Below are 14,146 nucleotides of genomic sequence, written 5' to 3' on the forward strand. Positions count from 1 at the left end.
TTGCTAACAAACAAATCTACTGAGTAACCGTAAATTTAGTTAAACCAATCAATTGCCCAGATTCGGTAACAACCTGTACTTGCCACTTACCAACTGAGTTTGCTGGGAAGTTTACTTTATGTGTCCATGCTCTATAACCTTGCTCTCGTCCGCCTGTAATATTTAATGCAATACGGTCAACAACATTATTGTTAAGTAGCCAAACATGAAATACTTTTTCATTTAGCCCTCTCGGCGCTTTAACCGCGGTCCAGCTATACAAACCAAGCTCATGCAATGAGTAAGTATCTAGTTGCTTGATACTCCCCACAGGTTTGCGCTGTTCCACATCAACTTGGTGAGATAAAGTGATATCGGTTAATCGCAAAGCCGCTGGCGGCACCCAACTGCGTAACTGCCATAAACCCGCACTTAAAATGCAAAGCAGTAAAACTAACAAAGGAAAACGCCACCATCGAGCATTAGGCATCAAGTTACCTAAACTAGGTAGAGTAAAAATAATTGCGGTTATTAATGCGACTCCTAAGCTTTGGCTTGTAGTGAGATTAAGTAATATTGGCAAAGTGACTAAAATAACCACAAACAATGCAAAGTTATGAAATACCGTAAAGAAAATGCTGTGTTTAGCTAATTTTCTATAATAAAGCGGATCAACAACTGATATAAACGCACAGAGTATGATTAGTGATGTAAAAATAGCTTGCGGATGATTCCAAGAAGTAACAGCAAGAAAAAAGGGTAAAGCAAAAAACAAACTTTCTTGTTGCACCATTTGCAAAGCAAAACGCATAAAATTAGGAGAAACTGCTACGCCAAAGCGCTGCTCCACTTTATCCCGCAGCCAGTTATCTACAATCAACCATATCCAACTAACTAGCAGTAGTATGGCTATAATTTGCGAGAATGACTCTTTACGCTCAACCAACACATAACTTGCTACACCACTACAAAACGCAAATACCGCCAATAAACCCGGCCGCTTTTGCATCATCATAATAAATTTTGTGATTAAATTTTTAAAATAACTCATTTAATAGAGGATCCGCATAAGTCTGTATAATTTCAGCTAGCACCACATCTTAATATATACATGAAAGTATTACATTTTTTGTTGTTAAAATTAACGAAGAAATAACTATTGCTATCAAGCTTGTTAACGATAACTACGTGAGATCTCTTCACTCACCCAATGCAGCAATTGTTTTATTGCTTTTGAAAGCACCTGGTTTTGCCGCACAATGTAACCTAAACTCGTAGTTGGAAACTGTGGTAAGGCGGTGACGGTGGTGGTTAAATTTGCTTTACTTAGCAGTGAAAACTCCGGCACGATTGCAACTCCAAAGCCCGCTTCAGCCCAATCAATTTGTGCATCCACACTGCCCACTTCCATCACCCGATAATTTGGTAAATTTAAAGATGGCAAAGCACTATCGAGCAAGTCTCGGGTTCGCGTATCATGGCCTAGTAAGATTAATGTTGGCGGCTCAGTCAGTGTAATATTGTTATCGTTTTTGGTTTGTTGCCATAACTTTAGATGATTACCTAATGCACACCATTTTATCTGCTGTAATTTCGTAAAATGCAGCGGCTCACTTTCTTTTTGGGCAATAACAAACCCTAAATCTGCCTCAGCACTTTTAACCAATGCTGACGCTTGCGAAGACGTTGTATTGAGCAAAGTAAAGTCAATGCCCGGAAACTGGCATTTAAACAACTGAAAAGGCTCAATCAACAATAAACGAGAAATTATATCACTGGCGGCAATTGTCAGTGTGCCTTGGCGTAGTTCATTAATCGCATTTAAGTCAGATTGGCAAACTTGTAATTCCCATAAGGTTTTTTGTCCAGACTCTAATAGCCGTAAACCTGCTTGGGTCAAACTAAAGGGATTACGTTCTATCAATTTTACCCGTGTCATTTTTTCTAGTTGCTTAATATGCAAACTAACATTGGGCTGTGTCATATGCAGTGCGTTGGCGGTTTTACCAAAATGTTTTAGTTCCGCTAATGTGACAAAGGTTTTTAACCAATGAATATCTAACATCTTGATGACCTTAATTATCTAAAATCGATATGAAATTCTTATCAGGATAATAATTATAATTAATTTCTCTTATTTAGATAGTGAGCATACCATATTCATTCAATCAATTTGGAGATTAAATTATGCCGTCAATTGTTGTTGTAGGTGCAAACTGGGGTGATGAAGGCAAAGGCCGTATCGTCGATTTTTTAGCAGAGAACGCATCTGCAAGCATTCGCTTTCAAGGTGGTAACAACGCCGGTCATACCGTTGTAAATGAGTTTGGCACGTTTAAACTACACCAATTACCAAGCGGCATTTTTAATCCAGATTGTATTGCCGTATTAGGCCCAGGTATGGTGATAAGCCCTGCTGCATTAAGCGAAGAAATCGCTGAAGTTAAAACCGCTGGCGTTGAGGTAAAGCTGAGTATTTCTGATCGTGCAACCCTTTGCTTGCCGTTACACGCCCTTGAAGACACCCTCGAAGAAGTACGTCTAGGTGACGCCGCTTACGGCTCTACTCGTCAAGGAATTGCACCCGCATACGGCGATCGCGTAATGAAAAAAGGCATTTTAGTTGGTTGGCTAAATCAACCTGAGGTTTTATTAGAGCGCATTCGGTTTATGCTGGATTGGAAAATGCCGCAGCTAAAAGCCCTATACCCAAGTTGTGATTATTCACAAACAGCAGAACAAATAACTCAGTGGCTGTTAGACGTCACTACCCCGTGGCGTGAGTTTATTTGTAATGTAACAGAGCCTTTAAAAGCCCTGCAAAAGCAAAATGCCAATTTATTGTTTGAAGCACAATTAGGCGCAGGCCGCGATTTAGTTTACGGCGAATACCCGTATACTACATCATCAAACGTTACTGCCGCCTATGCAGGAATTGGCAGTGGGCTGCCAGCTTTGCACCCTGAGCGTGTTATCGCTGTGGCTAAATCATTTAGCTCATCTGTCGGTACAGGCACATTAGTTACCGCCATGGCAGAGCAAGACAATTTTCGTGAAAGCGCGAACGAATATGGCGCAGTGACTGGCCGCCCACGTGATATGGGTTATTTTGACGCAGTTGCCACCCGTAACGGAGTTGAATTACAAGCTGCCACTGAAATTGCATTAACTAAAATTGATTGCCTATCTGGCATGAAAGATTTAAGAATATGTGTTGGTTATGCCGGCGATCACAGCGAAAACCCTATTTGGCCACAAACAGCAGCCTTAACGCCAATCTATGAAAGCATGCCAGCGTGGGATGAAGATATTACTGGTTGTCGTACCTTCGACAGTCTGCCTACTGCAGCGCAGCACTATGTAGAACGCATCGAAACACTGATGGGGGTACCTGTAAGTATGGTGTCTGTGGGCCCAGAGCGTGAGCAAATGATTATTCGCTAATATGTATAAATGGGTTTCATTTAGAAACCCATATTACTAAAGTCTTGGATCCAGATTAATTAAAAAGTGGATTCATACTTAAATCTAAAAGCGCAAGGTACACTCGCGCTCTTGTTTTTATACTTACAGCTTTAAAACTCCGTGACTTTACAGCCCAAGCTCTGCCATAAAATCGTCATCAGCGTCGATTGCTTTTGCATCATCCGCAGCTTTCGCTTTTTCAGCTTTTTGCTTTGCCTCATTTTCAATAATATCGTCAGGATCTATAGCCTCTACGATATCAAAATCATGCAATTTGATAAATTCAGTTTTATCCATCGCTAATTCTAAATAAAAGATATTTTGCTTAGCGGTGGTAAATGTCACTCGCCGTGCTTGTGGTCTATCCATAGTGGTATCAACAGATATTTGCACTTGCTTGTTGATGGCCATCATTTTAGGTTGATTTTGGGTGATAGAAGTATGTAGTTGCTCACGCACTTTTGACGTAAAGTCACCCACAATTTGGTTCATTAATTCACCAAGTACATTTGATACATCATCAGATAAATGACTGTGGGCAATCTCATTTTCAGGCATACCCATATTACGCATATAATCGTGATAAATTTCCATCGCAGCTTGCGAAGTGAAGTTTGTAATAACTAAACCAGTAAACCCACCATCGAACAATACAAAACAGCCAATGTCTGGACGCATACAGGTACGCGTTATTTTTTGTACCATTGCTGAGTAACTAATGCTGTTGCCGCTGGCTGAAGAAAGTACTCCCGTTACGGAGTGACAAAGAGTGGCCAATATATCATCTGTGCTTATTACTTTACTTTTACTCATAAACTTCTCTTTTTATACTTGTTATTCATTATTCTAGCCAAGCTACTGAAATTATCACTGACTATCCAGTATAAAATGCTAAAATAGCCCTATTATTTTTCAAGAGACTGTTTGTGTGAACATAAAAGACAGTATTTATGCCTCTGAGCAAGCCGTTAAAGATTTTAGCTTTGACCAACATGTAGTAGAAGTTTTCCCAGATATGATCCAGCGCTCTGTGCCGGGTTACGCCACTATTGTAAGCACCATGGGCAAATTAGCGGGTCAATACGCACAGAGTAATTCAAACTTATATGATTTAGGCTGCTCGCTTGGTGCGGTTACATTGAGTATACGCCGTAATATTCGTACCGATAACTGCCAGATTATTGCGGTCGACAATTCAGAGGCCATGGTTGAACGGTGTAAACTGCATTTACACGGCTTTCGCTCAGAAGTCCCTGTTACAGTAACGCTTGGCGATATTAACGAGTTAAATATCGAAAATGCATCAGTCGTCGCAATGAATTTTACGCTGCAATTTATACCACCAGCACAACGCCAAGCGGTACTTGAAAAAATATACGCAAATTTAAAACCCGGTGGCGTATTATTGTTAAGCGAAAAAGTTAAAGGTGAAAATGAGCAATGCGATAATTTGTTGATTGATTTACATCATGACTTTAAACGCCACAATGGCTATTCTGAATTAGAAATAAGCCAAAAGCGCACGGCAATTGAAAATGTAATGCGTCCAGATACGCTAAACGCACACCTTACACGGCTCAGTGATATTGGTTTTAGCCAAACTCAAGTATGGTATCAATGTTTTAATTTTTGCTCATTAGTAGCAATTAAGTAATTTAGGAAATATTTAATGTCTTCATGGTTTAATCAATTTTATGCTGCCATTGCGCAAAGCCCTCTTAGCCATTGGCTCGAGACATTGCCTAGTCAATTAAAACATTGGCAAAACGAGGCCAGTCACGGTGACTTGCCTAAATGGCAAAAAGTGTTAAAAAACCTGCCAGAAGTAACGACCAAACATGTAAATATCACTGATAAAGTGCAGATTGGCGCACCCGGCGAAATGACCGACGGCGAACAAAAGCAAACAATCCATTTATTAAAACGCATGATGCCGTGGCGTAAAGGTCCTTTTAGCCTACACGGCATTGAGATTGATACTGAATGGCGCAGTGACTGGAAATGGGATCGTTTACTGCCACATATTGAGCCTCTTAAAGGGCGTACAGTATTAGATATTGGCTGTGGCTCGGGCTATCACTTATGGCGTATGCGTGGTGAAGGCGCTGAGTTTGTGGTCGGCATTGACCCTTCTGATTTATTTTTATGTCAGTTTCAAGCTATCAAACATTTTAACCCTGATGAAAACGTCCATTTATTGCCACTTGGCGTTGAAGCTCTCCCTGAATTAAAAGCCTTTGATACTGTATTTTCAATGGGTGTACTTTATCACCGTCGTTCACCCATTGATTTTTTAGCCCAACTAAAGGCACAACTTCGCCCAGGTGGTGAATTAGTACTTGAGACCTTAGTTATTGAAGGCGATGAAAATACAGTATTAGTACCGACTGACCGTTATGCAAAAATGCGTAACGTGTGGTTTATTCCAAGCACGGCGGCTCTTAAGCTATGGATGGAGCGTGTTGGCTTCAAAGATGTGAAAATTAAAGACTGTGCAATTACAACACTTGAAGAACAACGTAAATCAGATTGGATGGAAAACGAATCGCTTATCGATTTTCTCGATCCAAATGATACCACTAAAACCATTGAAGGCTACCCAGCCCCCTTACGTGCAATTCTGACTGCAAAGGCTTAATACAAAAGGGACTAAGTTTTAGGTGCTAGGAACTACCTAGCACCTGTTAGCTAAATCTATTGTGTCATTATACGGACAACTGTCCTTGTCAATAATAGTAAACTTACTATTTGAACTAGCCGCGCCCTTGCAATTGTTGTAAAATACGCGCGTTTCTAAGCAACCACATGCAACTTTTTTGAGGAAAACCTGTGAGCGAACAAAAACAGTCTCTAAGTTATAAAGACGCGGGCGTAGATATCGATGCCGGTAATGCACTTGTTGAGCGTATTAAAGGCGTAGTTAAAAAAACGCGTCGTCCAGAAGTTATGGGCGGAATCGGTGGTTTTGGCGCACTTTGCGAAATCCCAGCTGGCTATAAACAGCCAGTACTTGTTGCAGGCACAGATGGTGTTGGTACTAAATTACGTTTAGCGATCGACCTTAAAAAGCACGATACTGTTGGTATCGATTTAGTTGCTATGTGTGTAAATGACCTTATCGTTCAAGGTGCTGAGCCGTTATTCTTCTTAGATTACTACGCAACAGGCAAACTTGATGTAGATACTGCAGCAGATGTAGTAACAGGCATCGGTAAAGGCTGTGAGATCTCAGGCTGTGCATTAATTGGTGGTGAGACTGCTGAAATGCCGGGTATGTACGAAGGCGAAGATTACGACATGGCTGGTTTTTGTACTGGCGTAGTTGAAAAAGCAAATATTATCGATGGTACTAAAGTAGCTGCAGGCGATCAGCTTATCGCTCTTGCATCTAGTGGCCCTCATTCAAATGGCTTTTCTTTAATTCGTAAAGTACTTGAAGTATCTAACGCAGATACAAGTGCAGAATTTGAAGGCAAAACATTAGGTGAAACACTACTTGAACCTACACGCATATACGTTAAACCATTGCTTGAGTTATTCAAACAAGTAGACGTACATGCCCTTTCGCATATTACTGGTGGCGGTTTTTGGGAAAATATCCCACGCGTATTACCAGAATCTGCAAAAGCAGTTGTCAAAGGTGATAGCTGGCAGTGGCCTGGTATTTTCAACTGGTTACAAGAAAACGGTAACATCACTACCCATGAAATGTACCGTACATTTAACTGTGGCGTAGGCATGGTATTAGTTGTTCCGGCTGACAAGCTTGAGCAAAGCTTAACGATTTTAAAAGATCTTGGCGAAAACGCATGGCACCTTGGTGAAATCCACGATGCTAAAGAAGGCGAGGAGCAAGTAGAAATCCTAGGCGGCCGTGATTAATGGTCCGTTCTCGTCTAGTAGTCTTAATTTCAGGCAGTGGCTCTAATTTACAAGCCATCATTGACGCCTGTAATAGTGGCGAGATAAACGCAAACATAGCGGCTGTTATTAGCAATAAAGCAGACGCTTATGGCCTTGAGCGAGCGAAACAAGCGGGCATAGCAACAGCTGTGCTTAGCCATAAAGATTTTGACTCGCGCGAAGCCTACGATGCGCAATTAATGAACGTTATAGATACTTTCGCACCAAATCTAGTTGTATTAGCTGGTTTTATGCGTATTCTTACTCCTAGCTTAGTGCAAAAATTTAAAGGAAAAATGTTGAACATTCATCCTTCTTTGTTGCCTAAGTACCAGGGGCTGAATACCCACCAAAGAGCTATTGATGCAAAAGATGACGTTCATGGCGTAAGTGTGCACTTTGTTACTGAAGAATTAGACGGCGGTCCAGTCATTCTTCAAGCCAAAGTTCCAGTGCTGGCAGATGATACTGCTGACACATTAGCAAAACGCGTGCATGCACAAGAGCATATAATCTATCCTTTGGTGGTCAAGTGGTTCAGTGAACAACGACTTACTATGGAAGCAGATTATGCAGTTCTTGACGAAAAACAACTTCCTGCACACGGCGCGCACTACCCAGAATAAAAAACTAAGTGCCTTGCTATTATGTGCGGGCACTTTATTACTTCCTACTAGTTTAATTGCTGGTGACCTTACTCAATATGAAGCAAGTTATGATGTCCTCAGAAAAGGCGAAAATCATGGCAAAGCAATTCGTACTCTCAAAAAACTCGATGATGACACCTATGAAGTCACGTATCACAGTGATATTGAATGGATGATTTTTTCCGATTCACGTAAAGAAACCTCTCGTTTCATTTACGGTAATACGAAAATCACACCGCTCAACTACACGATGGAACGCAAAGGCACAGGGCCTGATAAAGATTACGCTATCGAATTTGATAATGAAAAAAAGATAGTTAACAGCAGTCAAAGCAAATACCCTCTCGATTGCGAATGGACCGATGAATTTCAAGATTCGTTGTCATATCAAGTACAAGTGCGTGAAGAACTAAAAATGGGTAAAACCAGCTTTTCATACCCGCTAATTGATAAAAAAGGCAACCGTAGAGACTACAACTTTGAAGTTGTAGGTAAAGAAACTATTTCATTACCTATCGGCAATATTGAAGCAATTAAAGTGAAACGTTTATACGATAACGATAAACGCCAAGCTCTTGCTTGGTTTGCCCCTGAAATGGATTACATGCTGGTAAGAATGTGGAAAGGCGAAAAAGGTGTAGAACAATTCGAAGTGCAGCTTAAATCGTTTACTGTAACCAGCCCTGTTGCTTTACCTGAAGAAGTAAAAGCGAAATAGCACCAGAGTAAATTTGTTTCTCTATCCAAGATGAAACGCTCAAGTATGATAATTATAACTTGAGCATTTCATCTTATACCCACATGAGTTAAATTCAAACGTTAGAACTGACGGCTAAATTAACTCACCCATTTTGAATAATGCAGACTCACCAGGCTCCATCTTTTGCCACCGCTCATCGTTTGTTAAAGGGCGAGTCGCAATAACTGTCACAACATCATTTGGCGTAGTTTCTTTTTGAAAATCCACCACCATATCGGCATCAATTAACGTAGCCTTTCCAAAGGGTGCACGGCGAGTGATCCAATGTAAATTATTAGTACAATACGCCAGTACATATACACCATCTGTAAGGAGCATATTAAATACCCCTTTTTCACGCAGCGTATGTGCCAGTTCTGCCGCATAGCGAAACACAACGGCCATATTTTCTGGACACTGAGGGTATTTTTCACGAATTTTATCCAATAACCAGCAAAATGCCAGCTCACTGTCGGTATCACCCACAGGACGATAAAAGTCAGGTTTCAAATCATGATAGTTAGAAAGCTGGCCGTTGTGTGCATAGGTGATCTCTCTACCCCACAGTTCACGTGTAAATGGATGCGTATTTTCAAGGCACACTTCGCCCCGGTTACCTTGGCGAATATGACTTATCACCGACACACTTTTGATCGGATACGCTTTAACGAGTTTTGCAATTTCAGATCGATAGCTTGGCTCAGGATCTTTAAACGTACGACATCCCTTCCCTTCGTAAAATGTAATTCCCCACCCATCCCGATGAGGACCTGTATTTCCACCACGCTCTAACAAGCCTGAAAAACTAAAACAAATGTCCGTAGGCACATTTGCCGACATCCCAAGCAACTCACACATAAAATAAATTAACCTTTAAAATTAACTTGTTAATAGCTTATAGATCTAAGCTGTACATCCGATTATTTTAGAAATTAAAAAGTACACTCACAATCGGCTCACACTGTAATACTAAGTATTGTTAAGCATTAGCAAGTGCAAGGCAAGCTTATGTTTGAGGCCTTGAGTTATACTCGTTACAAACATGTGACTAAACTCACATTATTCTCATTTAGCCACTTGATAATTAACTAATCTAACGCTACTCTAACAGAGGTGGTCTGACCTCTATTAAGGATTGAATACATGACACTCATATTTACACTTGGTTTAATCGTGCTGCTTAGCATTGCGAGTTACCACAGAGCGAGCTGGAATACTGCCCTTGGCGTTTCTATCGCAACACTTGTCATTGGTACCTTTGCAGGTGCGTTTGGCGCAATTAGCTGGTTGATCTTTTTGATCATCGCAGTGCCATTATCTGTTACTGGCATTCGTCAGCAATATATTATTAAACCTGTTTTTGCCATGTTCAAAAAAGTAACCCCTACAATGTCTGAAACTGAAAAGTCAGCCATTGATGCAGGTACTACATGGTGGGAAGCCGATCTTTTTTGCGGTCGCCCAGACTGGGATAAGTTACACCAATATCCAATGCCAAAACTAACTATCGAAGAGCAAGCCTTTATCGATGGCCCAGTTGAAGTGGTATGTGGCATGTTGGACGATTGGGAAGCAACTCACGAGTTAACCGACTTACCGCAAGATGTATGGCAATACCTTAAAGATAATAAATTCTTTGCCATGATCATCAAAAAAGAATATGGCGGTTTACAATTTTCTGCATTTGCACAGTCATGTGTATTACAAAAGCTAACCAGTAAATCGACTCTACTTTCGTCTATTGTTGGTGTCCCTAATTCATTAGGCCCAGGCGAGTTATTACAGCACTATGGTACAAAAGAACAAAAAGATCATTACTTACCACGTCTTGCAAGTGGTAAAGAGATCCCATGTTTTGCCCTAACGTCACCAGAAGCCGGCTCTGATGCCAGTGCAATTCCAGATTATGGCGTTGTCTGTAAAGGTATGTGGGAAGGCGAGGAAGTCATTGGCTTGAGCTTAACGTGGAATAAACGTTATATCACCCTTGCGCCTGTTGCGACAGTACTTGGGCTTGCATTTAAAATGCAAGATCCCGACGGTTTATTAGGCGACACTAAAGATTTAGGCATTACCTGTGCATTGATCCCAACGGATATGCCGGGTGTTGAAATTGGCCGTCGCCACTTTCCACTGAACGTGCCGTTTCAAAATGGCCCGACTCAAGGCAAAGACATTTTTGTACCGCTTGATTACATTATTGGTGGCCCAGAAATGGCAGGCCAAGGCTGGCGTATGCTCGTTGAGTGTTTATCGGTTGGCCGTGCAATTACATTACCATCAAACTCAACCGGTGGTATTAAAACAATTGCGCTTGCCAGTGGCGCTTATAGTCGTATTCGTCGTCAATTCCGTTTACCTATTGGCCAAATGGAAGGTGTTGAAGAGTCACTTGCTAAACTTGCAGGATATGCGTACAGCTCCGATGCTGCCGTTAGCATGTCTACCGGTGCTGTTGATTTAGGTGAAAAACCATCGGTTGTATCTGCAATCATTAAATATCATTTAACCGAACAAATGCGTGACTCTACCAACTATGCGATGGATGTTCACGGCGGTAAAGGTATTATGCTTGGGCCAAATAACTATTTAGGTCGTGGCTATCAAGGTGCACCGATTGCCATTACCGTTGAAGGTGCAAATATCTTGACCCGTAATATGATTATTTATGGTCAAGGGGCTATCCGCTGTCACCCATTTGTTCTGACTGAATTGGGTGCCTGCGCAATTGAAGATCGTGAAGAAGCACTTGCGGTATTTGATAAAGCATTAATGGGTCATATTGGCTTTACACTGTCTAACCTAGTACGTACTAAGTGGATGACCTTTACTGGTGCACGCTTTGCAACTACACCATTTAAAGACGAAACAGCTGAGTTTTATCGTACAGCGTCACGCTTTAGTGCATCACTTGCACTAATGTCTGATATCAGTATGGCTGTATTTGGTGGCTCATTAAAACGTAAAGAACGTATCTCTGCTCGTTTAGGTGATTTACTTAGTTACTTATATTTAGTGTCTGCAACGCTTAAACGTTATAACGACGAAGGCCGTAAAAAAGAAGACTTACCGCTTGTACAATGGAGCTGTCAAGATCATCTTTACCACTGCCAACGTGCGCTGGCTGATTTAATTAATAACATGCCATCTGCCCCGCTACGCGCGGCACTTAAGCTTCTGTTATTCCCGTTTGGTCGCCCGGTTCGTAAACCTACCGACAAACTGGAGCATAAATTGGCACAAATACTCCAAGTACCAAGCGAAACGCGTAATCGTTTAGCAAGCTACGTATACTTGAAAAATGAGCCGCTTAACTTAGTAGGGCGTCAAGAACAAACGCTTAAAGACGTACTTGCAGTTGAGCCGTTATTTGACAAAGTATGTCGTGAAAAAGGCCTTAAACTGCCATTCTTCCAACTTGATAAAGTTGCACAAATGGGACTTGAAGCCGGTATTTTAACGCAAGCCGAAGCTGACAAGCTGGCAAGCGTTGAAAAAGCGCGCTTAGATGTTATTAACGTTGATGACTTTGACCCTGCTGATTTACTTGCAGGTAAAGCGGCACGTAACAGTGCCGCTAAAAAAGCAGATGCTGCTTAACCTTTTAAATTAAAAAGCAAGTAGTAACGCAGTTACACATATCCAAACCAGCGCATAATGCGCTGGTTTTTTTTTCGCTGCAAAGAGCTGCAAGCCACACCATATTAAACTCATAATCAGCAATACATAATTTTCTTGCTTAGATAAAGCCATAAACCCAGCCAGCGCTATGCTAAAAAATATCATGCCAGGAACGAACTGGCTTATAAAGAAACGCCTTGCTTGGTTATTCGCTTTAAAAAATAGCTGGTACTTTTCATGCAGTTTACCGCAATCAAATTGCAAAGAACTGGTAAATAACACAATAAAAGCCAGAGCTAGAATAGTGAATATCTCCGCTAAATCAGGCCGCTCATGCAATAATGTACTTGATGACATAAATACACACAGTAAAAGCGCACATCGCCATACTAAAACCCATGTATGGTTAACAAAGAACATCACCCAAAAGCTCAGTAATGAACTGACAGATAACCGAGCTCCTAGCGCTACCTGAGGGATAAATAAACTCAACGTAAATAGTAAAACAAACCCGAGATGATAAATCAGTGGCTGTATTTCAACAGGAACACATACTAAAATAGCACTCAATAAAAAACCGATCGTCAATGCCCGAGAGTTATATAAGCATAAAATCCCTAAACCAAATTGTAGCGACATAAACAGTATGAAGTGCGGGGCTTTTAACCACTGTGTAAGGGTTAAATCAAACGCAATAACCGCGCTTGCTACCAACCACCCATTACTTAATAGTAATAACTTAATATCCATTAACTTAAGCCAGCCAGGCTTTACAATCGTTCGCTGAAATAGCCGTTGTTGACTATTTTTAATAGCGGATTTCATCGCACTAAGCATCACACTTTGCAATAGTAAGTACAGCCACGCCATTTGTGCACCGTGTTGCGGCGCATCAGCACTGTCGATGATTTTGCCCAGTCCTAAAAATAGTAGCAGTATCATACCAAGCATGGCCGATCCCAACACCACAAAAAATAATAAGCCAAAATTTTTAAGTTGCACTAACAATTGCGCAAGTTCATTTTTATAGGCCTGATAGCGATAATCCATAAATGCGTGATATTGAGTAATTGTTTGCTTAATAGTTATGCTACTCATAAAGACATACACTCAAAGCCATGTTCGATAAACACTTCGGGTTCATGGCAGGTAATAATTATTTGCCCATCTGGTTTATCGAGTAAATAATCATCAAGTAAAGTTAATAAATAATGGATACTCGTTTGGTCAAGCGCTGCACTGGGCTCATCGAGTAATAAATAAGGTGCGCCACGCATTAAAGCCAATATCAACTGACATTTTTTTTGGTTACCCGATGACAACACATCAAAGCGAGTATTTAAAAATTCATTGAAGTTAAAACCGCTAATAAGTGCTGAAGGCCAATCACACCTCAGTGCACTCACAGATAAATTAATAATCTGTTTAGCTGTTAAAAAGTCAGGTAACGCAATTCTGTCACTGGCGATCGCAACCTGATTATGAGGGTCATTGAGCGTATTTCCGGAAAATAAAAACTCACCACTTTGCCTGCTTTCAAGCCCCGCTAACATCATCAGTAGCGTGGTTTTACCTTGTCCATTAGGTGCTTCAATACACACTCGTGGGGCTGTAAATGTAATGCTGTAGTCACTATATAGCGCGTTGGTTGTAAATTGTTTATTTAAGCCAATGACTTCAATCATAAATAGTTCCTTTTGTATGAGTAAGCATTATATCGCTAGCCGTATTTAAAACGATACAACCTTTGTAACACTTTGTTGCAGTTAACAATCATTAATCACTTGCGTTT

Annotated in this window: 13 protein-coding genes; 7 read left to right on the plus strand and 6 right to left on the minus strand. The window is 40.9% G+C overall.

Going from position 1 to position 14,146, the window contains the following annotated elements:
- Positions 1-16 precede the first annotated feature (16 nt).
- Both ACJJVX_RS16045 and ACJJVX_RS16050 read right to left on the minus strand, forming a co-directional pair.
- The gene (locus tag ACJJVX_RS16045; protein ID WP_054454232.1) at positions 17-1,030 is read right to left on the minus strand and encodes a DUF5924 family protein; all 1,014 of its coding nucleotides are present in this window, start codon (positions 1,028-1,030) and stop codon (positions 17-19) included.
- A 123-nt stretch (positions 1,031-1,153) separates the two neighbouring features.
- Complete coding sequence (locus ACJJVX_RS16050) at positions 1,154-2,044, minus strand: LysR family transcriptional regulator (protein WP_054454230.1); 891 nt, start codon at positions 2,042-2,044, stop codon at positions 1,154-1,156.
- 122 nt (positions 2,045-2,166) lie between these two features.
- On the opposite strand from ACJJVX_RS16050, the gene ACJJVX_RS16055 reads away from it, so the two are divergent.
- On the plus strand, positions 2,167-3,423 hold the full coding sequence (locus ACJJVX_RS16055; RefSeq protein WP_054205632.1) for an adenylosuccinate synthase: 1,257 nt from the start codon (positions 2,167-2,169) through the stop codon (positions 3,421-3,423).
- Between the two features lie 147 nt (positions 3,424-3,570).
- Here ACJJVX_RS16055 and ACJJVX_RS16060 read toward each other — a convergent pair whose 3' ends face one another.
- Positions 3,571-4,257, minus strand: coding sequence for a DUF3334 family protein (locus ACJJVX_RS16060; protein ID WP_054205631.1), 687 nt, complete (start codon positions 4,255-4,257; stop codon positions 3,571-3,573).
- A 115-nt stretch (positions 4,258-4,372) separates the two neighbouring features.
- Here ACJJVX_RS16060 and cmoA point away from each other — a divergent pair, with 115 nt between their 5' ends.
- From cmoA to ACJJVX_RS16085, 5 genes are all read left to right on the plus strand, one after another.
- On the plus strand, positions 4,373-5,098 hold the full coding sequence (gene cmoA / locus ACJJVX_RS16065) for a carboxy-S-adenosyl-L-methionine synthase CmoA (RefSeq protein ID WP_054454227.1): 726 nt from the start codon (positions 4,373-4,375) through the stop codon (positions 5,096-5,098).
- Between the two features lie 15 nt (positions 5,099-5,113).
- The gene (gene cmoB, locus ACJJVX_RS16070; protein WP_054205629.1) at positions 5,114-6,082 is read left to right on the plus strand and encodes a tRNA 5-methoxyuridine(34)/uridine 5-oxyacetic acid(34) synthase CmoB; all 969 of its coding nucleotides are present in this window, start codon (positions 5,114-5,116) and stop codon (positions 6,080-6,082) included.
- Positions 6,083-6,273: 191 nt separating this feature from the next.
- Positions 6,274-7,326: a phosphoribosylformylglycinamidine cyclo-ligase gene (gene purM, locus ACJJVX_RS16075; protein WP_054205628.1), complete on the plus strand. Its 1,053-nt coding sequence runs from the start codon at positions 6,274-6,276 to the stop codon at positions 7,324-7,326.
- Positions 7,326-7,973: a phosphoribosylglycinamide formyltransferase gene (gene purN / locus ACJJVX_RS16080; protein ID WP_405632396.1), complete on the plus strand. Its 648-nt coding sequence runs from the start codon at positions 7,326-7,328 to the stop codon at positions 7,971-7,973. The genes purM and purN overlap by 1 nt, the downstream gene beginning before the upstream one ends.
- Positions 7,927-8,712 carry a DUF3108 domain-containing protein gene (locus ACJJVX_RS16085; protein WP_405632573.1) on the plus strand — a complete coding sequence of 262 codons (786 nt, stop codon included), beginning with the start codon at positions 7,927-7,929 and terminating at the stop codon, positions 8,710-8,712. The genes purN and ACJJVX_RS16085 overlap by 47 nt, the downstream gene beginning before the upstream one ends.
- Positions 8,713-8,826: 114 nt before the next feature.
- Here the strand turns inward: ACJJVX_RS16085 and ACJJVX_RS16090 are convergent, their stop codons facing one another.
- On the minus strand, positions 8,827-9,591 hold the full coding sequence (locus tag ACJJVX_RS16090; protein WP_054205625.1) for a class II glutamine amidotransferase: 765 nt from the start codon (positions 9,589-9,591) through the stop codon (positions 8,827-8,829).
- A gap of 285 nt (positions 9,592-9,876) precedes the next feature.
- Here ACJJVX_RS16090 and fadE point away from each other — a divergent pair, with 285 nt between their 5' ends.
- Positions 9,877-12,333 (plus strand): acyl-CoA dehydrogenase FadE, encoded by a 2,457-nt coding sequence (gene fadE, locus ACJJVX_RS16095; protein WP_054454223.1) that lies wholly within the window; start codon positions 9,877-9,879, stop codon positions 12,331-12,333.
- Between the two features lie 9 nt (positions 12,334-12,342).
- Here the strand turns inward: fadE and ACJJVX_RS16100 are convergent, their stop codons facing one another.
- A complete protein-coding gene (locus ACJJVX_RS16100) occupies positions 12,343-13,452 on the minus strand; it encodes a DUF6136 family protein (RefSeq protein WP_054454222.1) in 1,110 nt (369 codons plus the stop codon).
- On the minus strand, positions 13,449-14,039 hold the full coding sequence (locus ACJJVX_RS16105; protein WP_405632400.1) for an ATP-binding cassette domain-containing protein: 591 nt from the start codon (positions 14,037-14,039) through the stop codon (positions 13,449-13,451). The genes ACJJVX_RS16100 and ACJJVX_RS16105 overlap by 4 nt, the downstream gene beginning before the upstream one ends.
- Positions 14,040-14,146 lie beyond the last annotated feature (107 nt).

The organism is Pseudoalteromonas sp. Ld20 (genome assembly GCF_045064175.1).
GTDB lineage: Bacteria > Pseudomonadota > Gammaproteobacteria > Enterobacterales > Alteromonadaceae > Pseudoalteromonas > Pseudoalteromonas neustonica.